Genomic DNA, 24,144 nt, shown 5'->3' with positions numbered 1-24,144 from the left:
AATTATGAATTCAGAAAAAAAACAAAAAGGTTTTGCTCTAGTTTTTGTAATAGCTGTTGTGGCTGCATTGTCATTGATGACCGGTTCAATGTTTTTTTATTATGATACTGATTTAAAAAGTGTATCAAGAAATTCTGTGATGCAACAGGTTAACCTTGCAGCAGAAACAGGTTTGCAAGAGGGTCAAAGATGGATTACAGAGCAACTGAATTCTAATAGTTTTACTCTAGTTGATATCCAAAATGAACTAAATATAGAAGATTCAGACAACCAATGTTTAAATAGACATGGTTACACAGATACAGACGAAGACGTTTATTATGCTCAACGAATACAAGGTCTACTTGGTGATGATGAAGCTAAATTTGAGGAAATGTCTTATGAAGTTTTTGTTATGCGTCATGCAGATGTTGTTAGGTCAATTTACTTTCAAGGTGTAGATGCTAGAAATTCTTCTGTAGGTACTGATTATCAAGATAGATCTTTTGCATTAGTTGAAAAGTTCAACGATTTCCCAACTGAACAATTTACAATAGAAATGTGGATTAAAAATATGAAGGATCTTGATGATTCTGATTACAATATGCATGCGTTTGAATGGGGAAGAGAATGGGATTTAGTTTTTAAAGTTCTGGACGATAGATGGTCTCCAAGACTCGGAGAAAAGGTATTGGGTGGAAGTGGAACTGTTGGAACTCCAATTAAACAAGAATGGGCCCATATAGCTTGGGTATGGGATGGCGGAACACCAGGGTCAACTGATACTGGAAATGTAAGAATTTATCAAAATGGAGTTCTAGTTGGAACTTATAATGCAGATATTGGATCAAGATCAAAATCTGGTTATACAAATCCACCCGAAGTACTTCCTGAGGGAGATCTTTGGCCATTAGCTATTGGTGAAGGATTACATGGTTTCACTTTAAATAGTTACATTAATGGAGAAGTAAAAATTCAAGGTGTACCCTGGAAAGGAAATATTGCAGAGATGAGAATATGGGATATTTCTAGAACAGGAGATGATATTGCTAACAATAACAGAAGAAGATTGTCAGGATCAGAACCAGGATTAGTTTCATACTATAAATTTAATGAGGGATCAGGAAATACAGCTAAAGATTTTAATACATCAAGAAGTGCAGATAAAAGAAATGATGCAACAATTTATGGTATAGGAAATAAAGGAACCCTTTGGAAAACTGAATTAGTAAAATATCCCATAACTTCAGATGATGATAATCCTCCATCTATAAACGTCCCTCCTGGTGAAGACGTGGTTTATTATAAAATTCTATCTTGTGGTTCTGGACCAGATGGCCAAATTATTCCTTTAGAGTTAGTTGTTTCGGCACCAGTTCAAAAAGGTGATGTTGGAGATGGTTTAATAGCTTTAACTGAGGAAGATTTAAATTCTCTAACAGGTCAAGAAGGAACTCCGCTTAAAACACCATTAAACACTTACATTGGACAAGATGGAACTGCTGGAGATATTAAAATTCAAACAAAAGATAATACAAACACAAATTTTTATGTATTTAAAAGAGCACTTGAACAATGTGATAATGCAAATAGCTTCACAGATTTTAGTGCAAGTTCGTCATATGATGAAGGGGATTGTGCCAAATATCAAAATAAACTTTATTATTTAGAAAAAGATGATGGTAAAGCTGCAGGAGATGATTTTTCAGAAGATGACTGGTCTGAGGTTTTAGGTAGTGGATGTGATGGTGTTCAATTTACGACTTCATCAGGTGATAATAGCTACGGTCATTATTATAAATATTTTTCTACAGCTCCAAACGTAACATCAGGTAGTGGAGACTTAGGTTACAATGGAGACTCTATTGATTGGTGGGAAGCAAAAAGAAGAGCAGAACAATCTACATGTGGTGGTATGAGAGGATATCTTGTGTCAATTGAAAGTGCTGCAGAAAATGAATTTATTAAAGATGCAGTGATGTGTAATAGTAGTACTCAAGCTGGATGTACTGGAGTAACCCCATTCCATGTAGCTGCTGGTGAAACTAGAGCTAATTATTATGGAACAAGGTTAGATGGAGCATCAGACCAACATTACATTTGGTTGTCTAATTCAGATTGGAGAAACCCTACAAACAATGCAACAAACATGCAGTCAGAGTCAGGTCCTTTGATGGGGATGGCTGTCTCTTATGTTAATTGGCAAAACGATGAACCAAATAGCGATGGAGAACCATATGCAGATATGGAAATAAACAGATCTGGTAGAACAAATGGTAAGTGGAATGATTTAAGACGAATTCCAAATTGTAATGATGGTGCAGGACTAGATTGTATTACTGGTTATATTGTAGAATATGGTGGATTTGATCATTTCAAATTAGATCATGATATTAATCAGGATGGCGATACAAATGATACTATAGCAGGTGTTGCTGAAGTTGATTATAGCGATCATAATTTTTGTGTAGCTAGAGCAACAATTGAAAAAGATACATATGTTGCACCAAGAGATTTAAATAGTGATGGTGACACAAATGATGAATTTGAAAAGGAAGATTTTTTAAAGCTAGATAAAACCGCAGAAGATTATCCATCTGCAATTACAGGTGAAGGAAGTCAAACTGTAGATTATCCAGGCTGGAATGCTGAAACAGGTGTATTAACTTTAGTTCACTCAGAAAAACCTACGGATTGGAGCTCTGCTACAAATTACAATGCTAATACTTTTGTTTGGTTCAATAATAGAGTTTGGAAGAATACTTCTGGTGGAACTATAACTGGAGGACCAACACTAAATCTACAGCAAACACCCACAATTTTTAATCCTCAAGTTTGGACAATGTATGAAGGAGATGAATCTGATGCTCCATGTGCTGATATTGATGTTTGGGAACAAGCATTTGAATCTATAAAATATTTTAATTCTAAAGAAGTTGATGCAGAAGATGGAGAGAATCCTTATGCAAATGAGGGTAGTGATGGAACAGATGGTACAAATAATGATGATGACGAAGAGTCAACACCTTCTCTCGGTGAAAGAACTATTTTATTTTCTTTAGGACCTTTACACGTTAATGAACATAGAGATGGTTACAATCATTTTTATGAGTTTTACCAATTCCCAGCTAGACCAGAAGGTACTGCTGTAGCTCAACAAAACTTGTATAACAATAATAATAGAAGAATGAATGAAGCATTCTCTTTATCTAGACAATTAGATTATTTTGGTAAAAGTGGATATTTGGCAACAATAACGAGTGAGGCTGAAGACGATATTATTACTGAAAAAGCAGTAGGAAATGGATGGATGGGTGGTCTTGGACTTTCAGATGATTCAAATTCTAATGCAGATTTAAATAAATGTGGTGGGTTTAGGCAAAGATCTAGTAGAGCCGAGGCTACTGCTGATTTTAGAGCACTAAGAGATTTTGAAAACATACCAATGTATAGAGGTGGAGAGGATTATGGTTCTTCTGTAAGTTATGTACGAAATATTGTGGAAAAATATACATCTGCTGGAAAATCTCCAAGAACCATAACTGCTATATCAAAAGCAAATCCTGCTGTGATCACTACAAGTGGAAATCATAATTTAACTAATGATGATATTATAAAAATTGCAGATATCAGTGCTGGTAATCAAATGGAATTAGATGGGATGACACAATTTTCCACTGGTTTTTATAGAGTTAGAAATGCATCATCAAACTCATTTAGCTTAGTTGATTTAGACACTAGAGCAAATATTAATTCTTCATCGTTCTCTGATTATACAGCGAGTACAGCTCAAATGTGGGTTATAGAAGGAATACAAAATGAATTTTATAGAAAAAGTAGTAACATAACTAATGCAAATAATAATCCTCAATCACAATCAGGATTAACTTTATTTTACAAAGATCCAAAAATTGCATTGTCAACAAATGCCCCTGTTCCACAAACAGGCAATAGAACAAAATTATTTTTTAATGCATCTTTTAGTAATGTAGACGATTCAGTAGCTGATACTGAGTGTCCTGTTTGGAGATGGATGACAGGACCAGAAGGTATGTTATGGGACGGTAGAGGATTAGCTTTTTCACCAACAAGAGCTTCTGATCAAACTCCTTCAGCAAATAATGGAACGTGGACAAGAGCAAATCCCGCAGGTCAACAAATTGGTGAAGTTTTTGTAGATGGAATGCCTTACAGAAATTGGAATGGAACATGGGAGCCTAATAACGTTTCTGAAACAGAACATGGTATACACTTATTAGGAACACATTTTCCTGATGATCAAGAATTAACTTGGAATGACTTACACAACTGGGATGCAAGTTATTCAGATAATAACTTGTATTCTATTAGAGGATTAATTTTAGAATATGGTGGAATGGAAAACGATGAAGATCCTATAATAAGAATAGCCACAAAAAGAGTAATTAAACTTTATGATAGAAGAGTTACAAAAGCAATTGTTAAAATTGAGAGTGGAAGCCAAACTGGAGATAAACTAGTTGCAGGTACAACAGAATTAACCGATTTAGGTTTATCAGCATCTGGAAATGAAACTTCAGAAGTAACAATAACAGGAGATGCTACTTGTAAAAATTACCTAGATTTAATTAAATCAATGTATTTTGAACATAATGCATCTACAGCGGGCACTAGAGAAATTTATGTACAGTTAGGAGATGTTGAGAAACCTACTGGAGCACAACATTATTACCAACTTAAAGATAACGGATTAAGTTATAATCAAGCTGATTTTCAATCTAGTTACCAAAATCTTTGTGGTATCCAAGGTTATTTAGCTAATGTAACAACAGCTGCTGACCTAACTGCAATTGAATCTTTAGGGGCATCTAATGGTAGTCAAGCATGGGTTAATGGAACAGACGAATGTCAGGGTGGAATATTTAGATCTGGTTTTTGGAGATATACTTCTGGACCATGGAAAGACAAAGAATTTTGGAGATTAAGATTAGATATTGATTTGGATGATGCTGATGATATTGAAACTAATTTAGTCAATCAATCTAGTTGTGGAGTAACTACTTTAAGATCAACCCAACCAAGTGTTCGTGTTGGACCTTTTGAAGCTAATAATTGGATAAACAACCATCCTGCAGCAAACACAAATAATTTCTTAGCATTTCAACAGACTAATTCTGCTACAACAACTGGTATCTTGACAAGAAATGGAATGGCTAGTTCAGATGTTGATGGTTATATTGTAAGATTTGGTGGCAGTGTTGGAGATTTTACAGGTGCAGATATTGAAGAAGATGGTAATGAAATTGATGTAATTTTAGGCCCAATTAGAGCAGAAGTTTCGTTTTATACTGATGGAAGCGATAATAGTATTTATATACCAAGTGAAGACTCTGTAGACGTTAATACTACTGGTGATAATACCTTATCTACTGGTTGGACAAAAACAACAAATTTTGCATCTAACACTAACCCAACAGCAATGGTAATTACTCCACCAACAGCTCAAGTGATTACAATAGAAAAATGGAGAGAAGAGTTAGCTAAAGTTTTTTATGAGAGTTTAGATACTGATGATTTTACACCTGGGAATAGAAAAATCCTAGTTAGACTTGTTTATGGTGATACAAGTTTAAATCAAGAAATTGGTATTGTAAAAGCAATAGGAAGCAGAAACGTGGTAACAGTTACTCCTATATCATGGAACAACAGATAGATTTTATTTATTTATAAGTTTTTCAAATTCACTTTTAATCATCTTAAGAAAATCTTCAGATTTAATTTTATCTACAGTGTTTCCTGAAGTTAATTGACCAATAAAACTTTTTGATTTTAGTAGTTCTGTTAGTTGAGATGCATCAATCTTAGTAGGTGAGTTAGAATTATTTAACTGTTCCATGATTTTATTTAAATCTTGGTTTTGAACACCTTGATTATTTTTAAGTTTTTCCATAATTTCTTGAATTTTCTTTTGATCAATCTTTACTTCCTTTAAATCTTTTCCTTGTTCTTTTTTAATCATTTTTGGCTTAGTGCAGTTTATATTAATTCCATTTAAACTTTTACTTACCAGATTAATTTCTGAGGAATTGTTTACGTCAAAACTTTCATTTTTTTTGAGGTAAGAAAAACCAGGTTTAAAATTTAAAGTATAAGAATTATTTTTTGCATCAAAGATTAAATTTTTTTTATCATGAATTTGAGTAATTTGAATTTTATACTTAACTTTATTGTTGTTTACTTTATTTATAACAACACTATTTCTATTTAAAGAAAATACCATTGAAACCGATTTAGTTTCATTTTTCTTTTCAACAGTTTGACAGTTAGTGAGATAAATATCAGCTAATGATTTATTAATAAAAATTATTGAAAATAAAAAAAAATAGAGAATTACTTTTTTAGATTTTTTAATCTCTACCATTGGATGCTGTTCCAGAAACTTTATTCGTATCAGAACCATCAACAGTTTGAACTGTTAAAGTTGTATCAACCGTATCAGCAAAAGATCTTCCAGATTGATTTTGAAAATTAGACTCAACTGTTACAAAGTAATTTGCTGAAGCCCCATCTTCATAGCCACTAGATGGTACTGTTTTTGAAATATCTCCTGTTGCTGAACTTGCAATATCTGTTACTGTTCCACTACTGTTTACTTTAAAGGATGAGGCAGGCGTAACATTGCCAGATGTGCTAGAAGTATAATTTACATCTTTATCAATAGTGAAAGATCTTGTGCCAGCTTGACCAATTTGAACTTTAGCTGTTATGCCTTGATTAATTGTTCTATTGCTAAAATCAATTGTGTGAGTAGGAGTGAAAGATCCCGCAACATCACCAACACTATTTACGGCACTTGCAGCATTAGAGCCAGCCGACTGAACTGTCAATGTTGTAGCAGTACCTGTATATGTGTCTGTTCCAGTTGATCTTGTATTCATATCAGCATAAGTCGTAGTTCCAATTGAAAACGTATTAACATCACCTCTAAAAATAGGTAAACCACCAGGAACGGGCACAAATCTTGCATCTAAATATCTTCCTAGCGCCTTATCAAAAGATATAATTGGAACTTCTAATTTTTCTTTCGGTAAAACTGGAGTTTCTTTTTTAACTTCTGTCTCAACTTTAATCTCAGTTTTTTCTTTAGTTTCTTTTTTTTCTGTAGTTTCTTTTTTTTCTGTAGTTTCTAAATCTATTTTTAGTGCAGATAATGCACTTGCGCCTAATTCAATTACATCTCTTCTAGCAGACGCTACTTTTACCTCACTTAGTGTTTGAACTAATTCCTCTGTATTCTTTTTCAGCTCTTGATCTGCTAGATTTGCTAATTGAGCAAGTTCTTCTTTTGAAGCTCCTGATTGTTTAGCTTGATCTATTCTAGCTGAAAAAGCTTTTCTTTCTTGTTCTACTTCTAATGCCAATTCTTCAGCTTTTTTTTCTAGTTGAAATAAATCAGGAAATTGTTGTGAAAAAAGTTGTTCATATTGATTATCTCTTACTTGCCATTCTATATCAGCTTCATCTTTTTCAAATCTACTTACACTTCCATCTAATTCAAATATTGGAACTAAACCTTGTTCTGAGGCATTTTTCCATTCATTGGAATATTTATTTGTATCAAAAATAAAACTTTCTTTTGTTCTGCTAAACTCTTCATTAGAAAACACATCAAGTTTAAATTCATTTCCAAATTGATTTTGGAAAGTAGCTACTTCAAAGGCTTGTGCAGCTTGATTAGCCTCAAATATTGTTTGATCCATTTGGAAAAGAACTTCATCTAATTCTTGTTGTGAAGCACCTGTAGCAATTAAAGTCTCAAATTGTTGATTCAACGCTTCCATTTGAGGATCAATTTCTTGCTCAAAAAATTTTCCTTTTTCTAAATCTATTGCTAATCTTTCTTGTCCTCTTAAAAAAATTTGTTCAGGTATTACAGTTTCTCCAATATCCAAACTATTTCCACTTAAACCTGCAAATTGTGGTTTAAAATCTATATCTCCCATTTCTAAAAACACGACATCGCCTGTTTCATCATTAAAAATTGGAACTTTAATATCATTAAAACTAGCATTAAATTGGTTAAACTCTGTTGGAACAAATTCAACATCTTCAATTCTTGCAGAAACCAACATTACTTTTTCTAATTCATTTTGAAGTTCGTTTGCAAAAAACTCATCTGCTTCAGGAGAGTTTATGTCAATACCTTCAGGCAATTGATCTTTCACGTCATCAGGAATTAATGTTCTTGGAATAATATTTCCACTATTTAAAAAAGATTTTCCTAAAAGTTGAGCGGTAATACCACCATCGTCTTTAGCAAGTGCTGTTACCAATGTATCTAAAACTAGGTCTCCAAGATCTTCATCTTCATTAAAAATTTCAGCTTTTATTAATTCTTTAATTTCCTCTTCATTTTGCGCTAACTGAGTTTCCTCTTCTTGCTGATTATTTTCTGTAACAGGAGCATCAGGCTCTATTTCTAATTCTTGAAATTTTTTTAGTTCTGTTTGTGGAACAATAACAGGTTGTCTTGGAGGAGTATTTTGATTTACCTCTGTAAACAAATAAGGTTTGTCTAGCAAGACTGTTCCAGCTGCGTTTGAAACTTCTACTGCACCAGGTCTTAATCCTAGTGAGTTTTTAGGGCCTGGTCCAATAAGTAAAATTTTACTTTTCGATGTTTCTGGATCAACCGCTGCTTTGAACTCTGTACCTCTAGTACCTATAGTTCCAGCAGGTGTTTCTACAATAAGGTTTTCAGGATTTTTTTCACTAATTTTTCCCGTTAAAATTTTTACACTTCCTGATTTTATTGTCGATAGAAGTTTACCATCGGTATTTTCCGCATCATAAACAAACTCATCAATCGTTAGCTCAGTATTAGAGCCAACAGTCATTACAGTTTGATCTACAAAAAGAATTTGAGATTTCCCTCCTTCTTTAGTTGAAATTGTATCTCCATAATAAATAGGGTCACCTACATTGAGTTTCTTACCATTTTGGTTAAAAGCATCACCAATAACAAAGCCAATAATACCAATTTCTTCAGCTATCGAAATATTAGAAAATATTAAAAATATGGCTAAAAATTTGTAAAGTAATTTCATTTGAGATCCTTATAGACTTTTTTCATTAATAATAAATCCTTTTTGTAAGACCAAAATTAATAGTGTCTTTGTGATAATTGTGTTGAAGTAAAGTTCCTTCATTGTTCGTTTCTGACCATGATAAATTATATGATAGAGAATTTAATTGATTATTGAGAAAATTATTTAATTTTATTGATGGCGCGGATGATCTAACAACTTGGCCTAAATTTCCATTCAAAGAAACTGTATATGTGTTTGATTTTTCTTCCCTTGTTATTGACGAGTTAACAAAGTTGTCTGCTTGATCATATTGCTTGTCTGTTTCAGATGCACTAATAGTAAAATTACCTATTGGTAAGTTTTCTGTATAAGAAACTGAAAAAGTATGATCATCAAAACCATTGTAGTTTGCTATTGCATGCGTATCATTAAAAGAATATTTAAAACTTAATTTATGTTGTGCACCTTCTCCCATTAATAAATCGTATCCAAGAGAATAACCTTGTTTCCATGTATTAGATGTTCTACGAGTTGCATTTGATGGATTTTGATTTCCTTTGTTTGTTGCAAAAGTCAAACCCCCATTTATTTTATGGTTATCATTAAAATTGAATGTATTATTTAAATTTAAACTATTTGCATATGTATCAGCTGCTCTCCTTGTATTGGTATCGGTAAAAGAATAAGAAGCACTGAAAGAATTTGATTTTGAAAATTTACTATAACTTGATGAAAATGTATTAGTGTCATTTTCTTCAGAAGTTCCTCTATTTTGTTCTGAAGAAGAAGTGCCCGCTGATAGTGAAATGTTGGAGCTATCATCAATTTGATAAATTGCTCCAGTTAAAGTATTTATAGTTTCGATATTATCACCTTCAATACCAGTCATATTGACGACACTTCCAGCAGAAAATTGAGTACCTGAGCTAGATATGTTTCCAACATTAGAGTGTATTGCTGTTTTCCATCCAAAATCTTGATAAAAAGTCCAGCTACTCTTATTGTCAGCTAACTGAGATCTTTTTCTTTCTTCTTCCTCAACAATTTCTCTCGCTTGTTGACGAGCAATATTTTTCTCTTCATCAATTCTTTTTTTATTAATATCATCAAATACCTGAGCTACTCTTTTTTTAATATCGTCATTAATTTCATCAGATTGTCTAATTTCATCAATTAATCTTAAAACTTTTTCCGTGCTATCTGTTTTAACTGCAACTGATAATAAGTATAATTTTAAATCTATATTAGTGGGGTAGAGAGCTGTTAGCCTCTCTAGGGTGGCAATCACACTTTTAAATTCACCTAATGTCTCTTGTTCTTTAGCATACTGAAGATTTAATCTTAAGTCTGTTGGATTTTTTAAAATTTCAAGATAAGTGACTTCAGCTTTAGCTTGAATAGTCAGAGATAAGATTAAAGTAATTAAGAATATTTTTTTCATTAATTATTGTGGCCCGAAACAACTATACACGTTACGTCATCTCTTAAAGGTGCATTTATTTTAGTTAAAATTTTACTTATGTGATCTATGATCTCAGTAGGTTTAATAAATTTATTCTTAATTAATTCCTGCTCAAGACCTTTTACTTGAAGCTCATCTCCATTTTCTAAATATCCTTCAGTAACTCCATCGGTATAAATCATTAAATTTTTGTCCTGAATGTTTACTTTATTAGTCTGAAAGAAGTTTTCATCATCCATGCTCATTATCCCAAGTGGTGGTAAGGTAGATTTTAAGTATTCAAATTTATATTCTTTATCGAAAATCATTATTGGCTCGTGTCCGAGGTTTATATATTCAATTTCTTTTTTCTCTATATTTAATTTCCCTATTACTGCAGTGATAAACATACCTTGATAGGAATTGTCGGCTACTTGGTTATTAACAAATTGAGCAATACTTGACACTGATTTTTCAAGTTTAGCCATTGATCTAAATACAGCGGCTGCATTAGCCATCAAAATACCAGCTTTTACACCTTTACCTGATACATCAGCTAGAGTGAAATAAACCTCATTTTCATTGATAGAAATGTAATCATAGTAATCGCCAGACACATCTTTTGCAGGAACATTTTTTGCAAAAATTAAATCTTTATTTGAAAAATCGCCTGGAAATAATTTTTTCTGCACTTCGCCTGCAATCTCTCTTTCTTGTTTTAATACAATTTGTTTCTTTTCATTTTCAAGAGCAATTTCATTTTCTCTTAAGTATCTAAAGTAAAGAGTGGTTAAGAATAATAATGAGGAGCTTGCAATTATATAAAGTACATCAACAAAGTAGTTAAACTGATAAACAATCATACTTGATACAATTAGAATTAAAACCAATCCACTAAAAAAAACTATGCTGAATTTAGGTAAAATTTTGTTTGGAACAATTAAAACAAGTATTAAAGATACAATAAGTAAAAGATTTTCTACAATAGTTGTGTATAAATTTTTTATTATAAAATCATTATTGACAATATTTTCAATCAAATGAGCATGAGTTTGAACACCAGGAATTACATCACCATTTGGAATTTTTACAAAATCAAATAAACCTTGTGCTGAACTACCTATAATAACCATTTTATTTTTGAGTTTATTTGCATTAACGCTCATGTTTAAAACATCAACTGCTGGGATATAATTTTCTTTGTTGAACTCTTTATAGTTTATGTAAACAATTGCATTAGGATCTGGCTCAATTTGATATTTTCTAGTTTTAATTAAATTAATTCCCGTTTCATCAGAATTAATTAAAATACTTTTATGTCCATGAAGAACTCTTAAACTTTCCAAGCTAAGAGCAGGCCAAATATCACCATCAATTTTTAATACAATCGGAACTGATCTTAAAACTGCATCTGGACTATCAAGATAAGAAATTGTTCCTATTCCTGCTGTTACATCGTTAAATTTTTCTAGTGAAGTGATTTTATTTTTAAAACTATAAACATATTCTGAAGCATCCATTCCACGAGAAATAATATTTGTTTTAGGTTTTGATTGATTATCTTTGTTATAAGCTGATACATCCCCAAGAACTGCAAGAACTACATTTGATCCTTTAATGCTTTCAAGAAGTGATTGATCACTATCAATCACTTCATTATTTTCTATATTAAATTCCTCTAAAATTCTTTTTGGATTTTGTTTATCTTCTTCACTAAAGAAAATATCAAATGCAATAACAGATGCTTGATATTGATTTAATCTATTAATTAGTTTTGCAAAAACATCTCTTCTCCATGGAAATTGCCCAATTTCCCCTATACTTTTTTCATCAATATCTACAATGACAACCTCATCGTAGTTACTTTTTTCCATAAATAGAGTTTGATAAATATCATAAGAAATATTTTCAACTTTCATTACAAAGTTGCTGTCTTGAATTTTTGCGAGAATTAAAAGGATTAATAAAACAATGCCAGAATATTTTTTTACATTGTTCATTTAAAGATTAGCTTTTCGATTTACTTAATTCCTTATAAGCGTTGTTAAATCCTTGTAATGAACTTTTGATTACAAGTGGCTCTTGTTGAAATGCATCAATACTAAGTTCAAAAAAAGCTGATTTGTTCATTGAAGCTTTAATTTGTTTAAACAAACTTACAACTGCATCATCTTTGCTATTATTTGTTAAACTTATTACACAACCAAATACTTCACATTTATTAAAAGTTAAATTTACCGCAGTACCTTCATGAAATTTTACTTCAACTTTTTTTTGTACATTTACACCTAGAGGAGTAATTATGTTAAATACTTCCTTAAGTTCATTTTCATCATTAATGAAATTTGAAAAAGCAAATGAGAATTGAATGTTTGTATTATTAATTGTTAACGTTTGAACAATTTCACACTGATTTTTTTTATTTACATTTACACATCTGTAAACCCAATCTCTATATTGTTTTGTTAGAGAGTTTGGTTGGTTTTTACTTTCATCACTATTTACAGTTTGAGTAAGAAATAATGAAAAAAGTAAAACAAGAATTTTTAAGTGAAGTTTTTTAAATATCATAAGGTTTATTTATAATATTTTATTTTCTAAAGTAAAAAGGTAATTTAATTATAGATCAAAAATTAAAGCCAAATAGCATTTCTTAATGTTGATTTTTTAGCATCTAATTCTTTTTTATTCTTAATATTTCGAATTAGACATATTTCTCTTGAAAGTGCGGGCTTTGAAATGGGTCTATAAAGAAGTTTTTGATCTATAGCTACACTTTCAGGAATGACAGCAATACCCATTCCAGCTCTAATACACGAAGCTGCTGTAGTATCACTGTTTGTATAAATTACATCTCTATTCTTACCAGCTTTTTTTCTATTTGAAATAATATCTCTTATCTCATCATATGATGGAGTTTTGTTAGTTCTCTTCATATGTTCGTAATAAAAAAATTCGCAAGTATTTCTAAAAATATAATTTGGAGTAGATCTAACTTTTTCAATATCAACTGTTTTTAAATTTTGAAATTCATGACCTTTGTAAAAAGCGACACAAAAATTATCATTGTATAAATTTATTTTGTTAATATTTTTTTTTGAAATTGGAATACAAGTAAATGCATAATCGATTTCATTCTCTAAGATTTTTTCATTTAGAGTAAAACTTTCTTCTTCTGAAATTTTAAATCTTTTGTCAAAATTATTTCTTTTTAGAACCCAAAGAATTCTTTCTTTGTGAGTTTGTGACAATGTATTTGCAAGGCCAATTTTAAATTCTATGTTTTCATCTTGAATTGAAACTTTATTTGACTGAATGCTTGCTATTGCTTTTTCACTATGACTTAAAATTGTTTTTACATTTAAATAAAATTCCTGACCATCTTCTGTAAGTTTGACACCTTTTTTATTTCTAACAAATAATTTTGTGTTTAAATTTTTTTCTATAATTTGAATAACTCTTGTTATGGATGGTTGGGAAACATTGATCTCTTCACTTGCTGCTAGGATACTTCCTGTTTCAACTACAGTTGAAAAGTATTGCAGAAATCTTGGGCTTAAAAAATCAAGGTTTTTGATCATAAATATAGAATTTTTTTATATATAAACAATTTATATATACAAATTTTATTATTAAATCAAGGGTTGAAAAACTATGATTCGAAGTATGCTCTAATTAAAAATAATATTAAAGAATCTGTAAAGATTTTAACTAATAATTGTTCTTGTTTAATTAGCATTACCCATTTTCAAAAATTAAAAAAAGTTTTCTTTTTAAGTTTAGTATTATCACTTATTAATACTAATTTTACATACGCTATTACTGTAAATACCAATACCACCCATAATGTTACACAATGGATTTTAACTGGTGCTTCTGGTTCAAACAATACAATTAATGCAACATATACTTTAAGTAATTTAGGAACTAGAACTTATAGCAGAAATTTTTCTGGAGGAGGAACTCTTGCTGTTACTGGGACTACAAACTTAACTCTTGCTGGAACTAACTCAATTACAGGAACATTAAATCTTAACGGTGGTGATATTACAATTACAGGTACTACCGCAGCTTTAACAGCAATTGAAATTAGAAATGCTAATTCAACACTGACTTTAAATAGACATGATATTTTTGGAAATCATCAGGCAAATTCACCTACAGTTACATTTACAGCTGGTGGGACTCTAGCAAATGGTTCAAATCGTTTTAATCACATTGGTGCTGTAACTTTGGTTAATGGTGCAACGATTACCACTAATGGTAATCATTCTTCAGGAGGAACAGCGATTGCTGGAATGAATTTGGATGGAGATATTACTCTAGGTATGAATGCTACAGCAAATTTCAATGCAACAAATAATGGAACTTATGGTCTTGGTACTGGTAGTGATACTCCAGCTAATAGAAATTTTACAATTGGTTCAAATTCTACTTTAAATGTAAATGCACCCTTGGTTAATGGACAAGGTGGAACATTGGGATGGCCAACAAACAAGCCTGCAGCAAGTATTACAAAATCTGGAGCTGGTACTTTAGTTTTAGCAGGTGCAAATACTTATACTGGTAATACAACAATTAGTGCAGGAACTTTAGAGATAACAGGAACGTTAGGTGCAAGTGCGTCCTATGCAGGTACAATTTCAAACAGTGGAACATTAACTTTTAATTCTTCGAGTAATCAAACATTAACTGGAAGCGTGACTGGTTCTGGTATTTGGAATAAATCAGGTTCTGGCCGGTTAACTATTACAGGTTCAAATCCATTTAATGGTACAATTAATATTAACGCTGGTACGTTCAGAATTGCAAGTACAGCCGGCACAAGTTCTCAGACAGTAAATGTTTTAAGTGGTGCTACTTTAGATTTAGATGATAAAAATTTTCAATCTAATACGAGAGTAATTACAATTGAAGGAACAGGAGTTGGAAATGTTGGGGCTTTATATCTTTCTGAAGGTGGATCAGATAATACAGCGTTTAATAATTCAACAATTCAATTAAATGCAGATGCAAGTATTGGTGTAGCTTCTGGTGATACTTTAAGATTGTATGATGGAGATTCTGATACAGTAATTACAAGTCAAGGCTCAGAAAATAACAGCTTAACTATTACAGGTTCAGGTAAAGTAGAGGTTGAGGACAAAATTAATATTGGGACTGGAAATATAACTGTTGGTTCTAATGCTACATTAGAAATTGAAGGTTCTCAAAATACTATAACTGCTGGAACAGTTACTGTTAATGGTACTTTGATTGCAGATACTCATGACATTTTTGGAACGAGCAATGCTTCTTCAAGGCCATCAATGGTTTTAAATGGAACATTTACAAATGAAAGTGGACATATTTCAATTTTAGGTAATACGACTTTAAATGGTGGAACAATAAATATATCAGATGGACATTCTTATAGTGGCGCTGAAATAGCTTTAGGTTTAGACGGTACTGTAACTGTTGGCGGATCTAGTGCATCTACCATTAATAGTACATCTGGTGATGGCACAATTTCATTAACTCATAACAACGCTGCTGGAAGTAGAGATGTTACATTTAACGTGGCTGATGCTACCTCAGACTCAAGTGTTGATTTAACAATTAATGCTAATATCCAAGATGGGGTTGGCAGTACTTACCCAACTACAGTTGCATCAGGAATAATAAAAACTGGTGCTGGAGAACTTCAATTACAAGGGGCCAATACTTACACGGGTTCCACAGTTATTAATGCTGGAACATTAAGAATTAAAGGTACTTCATCAGAGACAGCTTCTTTAGCGAACACAGATATAACTATTAATAGTGGTGGTAAATTTATTTTAGGTGCTTATTCGTCAATTAATAGTGGTGCTGATATAGATATTAATTCAGGCGGTGAAATGAGAGTTAAGCAAAGTCTCTCTAATGCAATTACAATTTCTGGAAATGGAACAGGTGATCTTTCTAACTCAGGTGCTTTAATTAATACTGGGGGCAGCAATACTTACTCAAGTACAATTACAGTTGATGGTGGCGCAACAGTTTCAGCAACAAGTGGTACAATGACTTTTTCTCCAAGCTCAGGTAATGCATTTAGTGGTACAGGAAATCTAACGTTCTTAGCTGCTAATGATATTACAGTTAATAATTCTGTTGTTGGTGTTGCAGATATCATTAAATCTGGAAATCAAAAATTAGATTTATACGGAACAAACACTTATACAGGTAATACAATTGTTTCTGGTGGTACTTTTAATATTAATGGAACTGTTCCAACAACAACAGAACTAGTTTTCCAATCACCTTCATCTACTCCAAATGTATATTTTAAAAATGACTCTAATATTACTATTGGTGGTATAGATGGTGATGTAGCTGGCGACGGTTTTACTCCAGAAGTTTTTTTTGATAGTGTTGGTACAAGAGATAGAGATTATACTTTAAACGTTGCAACAGGAAGAACACTTTCAACTAATGCAAATGTTGCAGGGCCTGGTTATGGGGATGGTCAATTATTTAAAACTGGAGCAGGATCTCAAACAATACTTGGTAACATAACTGGTTTTGGTTCAACAAGCGCTAAAGGATTAACAGTTCAAAATGGAACACTAACTTTGGGATCATCAAATCAAATTGTTGGAGGTGTTGCTATAACTGGTGGTACATTAGTTGTTCCAGCCGATGCTAGCTTTGGTGTAGACCCTGGTTCATTTGATGATGATAATATTCAAATTGGAAATGGAACATTACAATTTTCAAATTCTGGAACAATTACTTTAGATACTGACAGGGGTATAGATATAACTCATGATAGTGCGATAATTAATGTAAGTAATTCAAGTGGAAGAGTTAATTACAATGGAGATATTAAGGGAGATAATAATTTAACAAAAACTGGATCTGGTATATTTGCATTAGGAGCTGCCAATACCCACGATCTTACAGGAGATGTAACAATTAATGGAGGTCAATTCAGATTTTTAAGTGGTACATCAAATGCCTATAATTTTGATGTAACAGTAGGAAACACTGGAGTAGCATCAATAAATAGTAATTCATTTGCATCAGGAAAATCTGTTACAGTTCAAAGTGGTGGTTCTTTAAATTTATATCCAGGCACAGGAGGTGGAAGAACTTATGGAGTGGATATCAATTTAGCAGGTTCAGGTAACAATAACTTGAATGGGGGAACAGCAGCAACTTTAACAACAAGTTCAGGATCAAATGCAACACTTACAGGAACTGTTACTTTAAATTCTAATGCATCTGTTTTAATGAGACCAAACGGATCTAGCGTATCTGGAAAAATATTTTTTGGTAGTGCTGATGGAAACACTACAACTGCAGTTGCTTTAGGAAGTAATACTTTTACTTTGAAGGCAGAAGGTTCAAATACTAGAGAGTATGATTTTAGAGATCAAGTTACTGGAACTGGAACTTTAGATATTGATAGATATGCCACTGCTAATTTTATTTCAGGTGAAGGTAGTTTTACTGATACAGTAAATTTAGATGTTCAAGGAACTTTAAATATGAGTTCTAGTGATACTATTGCATCTCTAACGGGTACCTCTACTGGTTCAATAGATTTAAGAAATACCACACTAACAATCAATCAAAGTAGTAATACTACTTATGCAGGTGCTATAACAGATAGTACCGGAACAAGTTCTATTGTTAAATCAGGAACAGGTACTTTAACATTAAGTGGTACAAATTCTTATAGCGGAAACACAACAATTAGAGCTGGTAACTTAAGTATATCAGCAGAGAATAATTTGGGTTCTACTCCAGGAGCTGCAGATGCTGACAACATAATATTTAATGGTGGTGGTTTAACTATTACTTCGGGAGTTACTTTTAGTGCCAATAGAGGCGTTACGATGACAGGTGCTGGAACTATTAACACTGCATCATCAACAACTTCAACTTTACAAGGTATTATTACTGGTTCTGGAACTTTAACAAAAGCAGGGGATGGTGATTTAATATTGTCTGGAACAAACACGCATTCTGGAACTCTAGCAATTACGGATGGTAGTGTGGTATTATCTGGTTCATTAAATGATACGCAAGCTGTAACAGTTTCGTCTGGCGCAACATTTGATACTAGTGGAGATGAAACTATAGGATCAATTGCAGGAGCAGGTACACTAGACATTGAACACAAGTCCCAATTAACTGTTGGTGGTGATAATTCTTCTACAATTTTTTCTGGAGTAATTCAAAGCACAGGTTCTGGTACTGGAGGAATAACTAAACAAGGTACAGGAACTTTAACATTATCAGGTAACAATACTTTTTCTGGAGGAGTAACAGTTGTTGCGGGAACAATTGCTGTTACAGCCAATAATGCGTTAGGAGATACAACTAACACTACCATTGTTCAATCTGGAGCAACTATTGATTTTCAAAATGTAAATTACTCAACAACTGAAACATTAAGAAACTCTGGTAATATTGCAACTTCAACAGGAACAAGTTCTTTTGCTGGAGGAGTTCAATTGCTTGCTGATTCTGGTTTAGATGTTGATGGAACACAATTAACGTTAAGTGGCGTTGTAAGTGGGAGTAGTGCGCTGAATAAAACTGGTAACGGTATTGCAATATTGTCAGGAACTAATACTTATTCAGGTAACACTTCAATTACTGAAGGAACATTAAGAGTAACTGGATCTTTAAATAATTCAACTAATGTAACAGTTAGCTCAGGAGCAACTTATGATGTAGATGCAACTGATCAAGTTGGCTCTATAGCTGGCGCTGGTACAATCGATATTGCAAGTTCCGTAACCTTATCTGCAGGAAATTCGGGCAATACTAGCGTGTCGGGAGTAGTTTCAGGCTCAGGTAATTTAAGAAAATTAGGTTCTGGCACGTTAACATTAAGTGGAACAAATACTTATTCTGGAAACACAACAATTAGCAATGGAAGATTAACTGTTTCAGGAACTTTAAATGATAATACTATTGTATCAGTAGCTTCTGGTGCTGTTTATGATGTTGACGAAACTGATGAGATAGGAAGCGTTTTTGGTAATGGTAATATTGAAATTGCTAGCTCAAAAACATTAACAACTGGTGACGCAGATGGATCATCAACTACAAGAACTATTGGTGGTATTATTTCTGGTGCTGGTGGTTTTACAAAAAAAGGTGAGGGTAGATTAAATCTAACTGGAGATAGTACTTATACAGGAACTACTTCTATTACAAATGGTCAATTAAGACTTCAAAGTGGATCTTCAATTGACTCTACAACAATAAATGTCTCTGGAGATGGAAGATTATATTTAGAATCTGAAGATGCTTTATTAAGCACAGCTAATATTACTTTAAATGGAGCAGCTTCTAGACTTTATGTAGCTGAAGACAATACTGTAAACACAGTTTCTGGAGCTGGCGGAATTCACATTCAAAGTGATAATATTTTAACTGTTACAGATATTTCATCACATACAGGTAAAGTCAAAGGTCAAGGAGATATAGTTATAGCAGCATCACATACACTCGGTGCATTTATCGATACCACAGATAGTTCAAATGATAATATTAATACGAGAATATCCGGTGCTAGCACTACTGTAACAATGGCAGCATCTAATTTTTTACCTGATGATGAAGATCTTACTGTAGAAAACAGTGGTACTTTAAATTTAAATTCAAATACTGACACTGTTGCAAATGTAAATTTAACTTCAGGTACAATTAGTGGAGGAACTATTAATGCATCTAACCAGCATACTTTAAGCTCAGGAACAATTGCCTCATCAGCAACACTAGGTGGAGCTGGAGCATTATCTAAAACTTCATCAGGCACAACAACTTTTGCAGGTACAGGAAGTTATTCTGGAGCTACTACAATATCAGCTGGAACTTTAACAGTTACCGGTGCTCTTTCTAATACTACTGGAGTTACTTTAAGTGGTGGTACTATGAACTTAAACTCAACTTCAGCAGTTAATTCAAGTGCTGATATGACTGTAAGTTCAGGCTCACTTAATGTTAATGAAAATATTACTGTAGCAGATTTTGCTTCAAGTAGCGGAACTACAACAACAATTGCAAGCGGAAGAATGCTAACAGTAAACCCAGGTACAGCTAATAATGATATTTATGGCTTAGCAGGGTCTGGTGGGTTTAAAAAGATGGGATCTGTAAGGTCAATTTTAAGAGGATCGCATAATTATACTGGTGAGACTAGAGTTACAGAGGGAATTTTACAGTTAGCTTCAGGAGGAAGTATTAATTCATCAACTGAACTTATTATTGAGAGTGGTGCAGAATTTGATTTAGATGAAAGTGTTACAGCAGCATCGTTAGCTGATGCAGGTAATGTAGATGTTGCAAGTTCTAAAGTTCTAACAATTAATGGATCTGGAACAAAAACTTTTTCTGGAAGATTAAGAGGTAGCGGAGGATTTACATACTCAGGTTCAGGTACAATGACGTTTAGGGGTAACAATGATATCTCTGGACCGATTTCATTTAATAGTGGTACAATTTATGCTGGAACAGCAGATGATTCTTCTACTACAATATTTTCAAACAATATTACTTTAGCTGGAGCTACATTAGGTGGTGGTGGTAAAATAGGTGGTAATGTTACTTCAACTGGTGGATCTTTAGCGCCAGGAAATAGTATTGGAACTTTAACTATAGATGGAAATCTTGAGCTAGATAGTTCTTCAACAACAACAATTGAATTTAATACAACAAGTGCAGATAAAGTTGTTGTTGATGGAAATATAACTTTAGCTGGTTCTTTAGTTTTAGAACCTGCTAGTGGCACATATTCAGATATTACTTTTACAATATTTGATGGTTCGGATGGATCGGGAAATACTTTGTCAGGAACTTTTGCTTCTACGACTACAAATAATAGCAGTAATCTTGGTGATGCAACTACGTCAATTTCTTATGATACTGTAAACAGAAAAGTATTTTTAGAAATTGAAGATAATGCCGTGGCAGTATCTAATACAGTTGCAAGTTTAACAACTAATTCAGAATTTAAAGATGTAGCTGCAATATTTGATGCTGCTACAGCAGGAAAAATATTAGAAGTAGCGAATGTATTAAAATCTTCGAACACAAATTCAGTTAATACCGAGTTAGACAAATTAGAAGGGACAATTTTTGCTACAGCATACAATCAGCCTGTTTTGAACCATGGTCATTTTAATAGAGCCCTAAATAGTGTTACATCTTCAAATGTTAACACATCATTAGTCAGTAGTTTTGCTAACAATACAGATGAATTAACTTTTTCATCATTACAACAAGCAGGTTTATTTAAAGATAAGAAAAAATTTAATGAATATTATGATTACTCAGACACAAATATTCTAGGTTTTATAAAAAACAACAAAAATAAATCGATCTTTAATAATTTTAAATCTGATGATAGCTCTACTTTTATCAGAACTTATGGAACAACTGCAAAAAGAGACAATATAGGCTCAAGCTATACAGGATATGAGTCAGAAACTACAGGTGTTCTTTTTGGACAACAATTTAAAAATGAGGAAAATAAATTCACAGGATATTCTTATGGGTTTACTGGAACAGATACAGACTATAACAACAATTATGGTGAATCGAAAACCTACTCTTTGCATGCATCTCTATTTCGACAATATGACGAAGATAAATATGGTTTAAATTTAATTTCTGGAATGTATGTTTCGAAAACTGAAAGTGAAAGAAATGTTTCAGTATTTGGCACTTCTGTAAATGACAAATATGTCTCTGACTATTGGGATATTGGTTTTAATCAAGAAGCCCAATACATTAAAAAAATTGATATTGCTGGATTAAGTCTTGCTCCATCTGCTAAAATAAATTCAACTTATGTAATTAAAAGTGATACTGAGGAAACAGGGGGAGAATTAGCTCTCACAATTGATAATGAAAATATATTTGTTTTAAAACCTGAAATTGGTCTCTCAATCGCAAAGGATTTTAGTGAAAAAAATAATTTAAATAATGAATTTAGTGTTGCAATGTTTGCATCACAAGATCATTTTTTAGAAGGCACAACTTCAAATGCAAGGTTTACTTCAGGGTCATCTTTTAATGTTGATTTACCTAGAGATCAAGAAACATATTATTCAGTTGGTTTAGGTTATAATTTTTTAAACAAAGAAACTGATACTAGTTTTATGGCTAATGCTTTTATGATGCAAAATGAACATAGCGATATGGACTCAAATATATTTTCTTTAACTTTTAGAAAACTGTTTGGTGAATTTAGTGAGGGAAAAATTCCACCTGTTATAGCTAAAAAATCTGATGAAGAAGATATTACTGAAATATTTTTACCAGAGACACAAGATGAAAGAACCATTAAAGACGGAGAAAAATCTTTAGATGAATTAGAAAAAAATATAGAAATTGTTTTAAAAGATAATCCTACCCAATCAGAAGTTGGTCAAGTTTACAAAAGTATGAGTGACAGTTTAATAGTCAAGAAAAAGTTAACAGTAAATGATGTCTATAAAAATTTAGATGCTAATTGTTATATAGTTAAGAAAAAACTTAAAAAATTGATTAACTATTATGATAAATTACAACTATATAAGATTTTAGATAGATGTGAAAAATTATCTGAGCCACAAGTTCATTTAATTGCTGAAAGATTACACCAAATTCAAATTGATGAAACTACAGCTTTGCAAGAATTATATTTTGGTTACAAGAAATTTTTAAATTATATGCCATTATTAACTTTTATTGCGTTTATTATATTAACTTATGAAATCGCTAGAAGATTTGTGTTAAGATTTTTTATTTCGAGAAATGCTATTTAGGCAAAATTTTTTATTGAAGCTTCCACATCATCTTTTTTAATCATCATTAAATCCATTTTAGTTTTATTTTCTTTTTTGGATAATCTTAATGATTGATATTGGACACAACTTTCAAAAAATCTTCTAACATCTCTAGCATTTGAATATCTATCACCAGTAATTTCGATTACTTTTTTACAAGCAGTTTTAATTGGAGCACTTGCATCGTTGGCTATCATATAATTGTTATCACGACACATTTTGTAAAATATTTGATAAAGTTCTAGATCATTATAATTTTCAAAAATAATATTTCTTTTAAATCTAGATGCTAATCCAGCATTAGCTGCAATAAAATCTCTCATATTTATTTCATATCCTGCAACAATGACAATTAATCTATCTCTATAATCTTCCATATATTTTAGCAATTCATCTATTGCTTCTTGACCATTATCATTTGGATCTTTTTTATTAATTAGAGTGTAAGCCTCATCAATAAACAAAACATTATCTATAGCTTGATTAAACTTGTCTGCAGCTCTTTCGGCAGTTTTTCCTTTTTCCGCTACAACAAGATCACTTCTAGTTACTTCAATAAGTTTCCCTCCTTGAATTAAACCAAGATCTCTATAAATTGCAGCCAGTATTCTAGCTACTGTAGTTTTTCCAGTACCTGGGTTTCCTGAAAAAATTAGATGAAGTGTCAGAGCGGGACCATCACCCAAACCTTGATCTTTTCTCTCTTTGGAACTTTGTAAGAAAGCAACTAAACTTTTTACCTCATCTTTAACTCTTTTTAGACCTGGTAGCTTATTTATTTCATCGATATTTTTTTGAAGGTCATCACTCATTGATTTATAATAAATAATTGGTAATTATTAAT

At 32.1% G+C, this 24,144-nt stretch carries 9 protein-coding genes; 2 read left to right on the top strand and 7 right to left on the bottom strand.

What is annotated here, in order from left to right; genetic code table 11:
• Positions 1–4 precede the first annotated feature (4 nt).
• Positions 5–5,671: a LamG-like jellyroll fold domain-containing protein gene (locus tag ACTT90_RS00095; protein WP_440936877.1), complete on the top strand. Its 5,667-nt coding sequence runs from the start codon at positions 5–7 to the stop codon at positions 5,669–5,671.
• Positions 5,672–5,674: 3 nt separating this feature from the next.
• Here ACTT90_RS00095 and ACTT90_RS00090 read toward each other — a convergent pair whose 3' ends face one another.
• The 6 genes from ACTT90_RS00090 to ACTT90_RS00065 form a co-directional block, all read right to left on the bottom strand.
• A complete protein-coding gene (locus ACTT90_RS00090; RefSeq protein WP_440936876.1) occupies positions 5,675–6,379 on the bottom strand; it encodes a hypothetical protein in 705 nt (234 codons plus the stop codon).
• Complete coding sequence (locus ACTT90_RS00085) at positions 6,366–9,065, bottom strand: FecR family protein (protein ID WP_440936875.1); 2,700 nt, start codon at positions 9,063–9,065, stop codon at positions 6,366–6,368. Before ACTT90_RS00085 ends, ACTT90_RS00090 begins: the two co-directional genes overlap by 14 nt.
• 25 nt (positions 9,066–9,090) lie before the next feature.
• The gene (locus ACTT90_RS00080; protein WP_440936874.1) at positions 9,091–10,488 is read right to left on the bottom strand and encodes a tetratricopeptide repeat protein; all 1,398 of its coding nucleotides are present in this window, start codon (positions 10,486–10,488) and stop codon (positions 9,091–9,093) included.
• The gene (locus ACTT90_RS00075) at positions 10,488–12,488 is read right to left on the bottom strand and encodes a CHASE2 domain-containing protein (RefSeq protein ID WP_440936873.1); all 2,001 of its coding nucleotides are present in this window, start codon (positions 12,486–12,488) and stop codon (positions 10,488–10,490) included. Before ACTT90_RS00075 ends, ACTT90_RS00080 begins: the two co-directional genes overlap by 1 nt.
• 7 nt (positions 12,489–12,495) lie before the next feature.
• On the bottom strand, positions 12,496–13,059 hold the full coding sequence (locus ACTT90_RS00070) for an invasion associated locus B family protein (RefSeq protein WP_440936872.1): 564 nt from the start codon (positions 13,057–13,059) through the stop codon (positions 12,496–12,498).
• A gap of 62 nt (positions 13,060–13,121) precedes the next feature.
• Positions 13,122–14,069 (bottom strand): LysR family transcriptional regulator, encoded by a 948-nt coding sequence (locus ACTT90_RS00065; RefSeq protein ID WP_440936871.1) that lies wholly within the window; start codon positions 14,067–14,069, stop codon positions 13,122–13,124.
• Positions 14,070–14,132: 63 nt separating this feature from the next.
• Between ACTT90_RS00065 and ACTT90_RS00060 the strand changes: the two genes are divergently transcribed.
• Positions 14,133–23,279 (top strand): autotransporter-associated beta strand repeat-containing protein, encoded by a 9,147-nt coding sequence (locus ACTT90_RS00060; RefSeq protein ID WP_440936870.1) that lies wholly within the window; start codon positions 14,133–14,135, stop codon positions 23,277–23,279.
• Here the strand turns inward: ACTT90_RS00060 and ACTT90_RS00055 are convergent.
• The gene (locus ACTT90_RS00055) at positions 23,276–24,112 is read right to left on the bottom strand and encodes an AAA family ATPase (protein ID WP_440936869.1); all 837 of its coding nucleotides are present in this window, start codon (positions 24,110–24,112) and stop codon (positions 23,276–23,278) included. The two genes, ACTT90_RS00060 and ACTT90_RS00055, sit on opposite strands and share 4 nt — an antisense overlap.
• Between the last annotated feature and the right edge of the window lie 32 nt (positions 24,113–24,144).

Source organism: Candidatus Pelagibacter sp. (assembly GCF_052049935.1).
GTDB lineage: Bacteria > Pseudomonadota > Alphaproteobacteria > Pelagibacterales > Pelagibacteraceae > Pelagibacter.
This window is presented reverse-complemented; position numbering and strand designations above follow the sequence as displayed.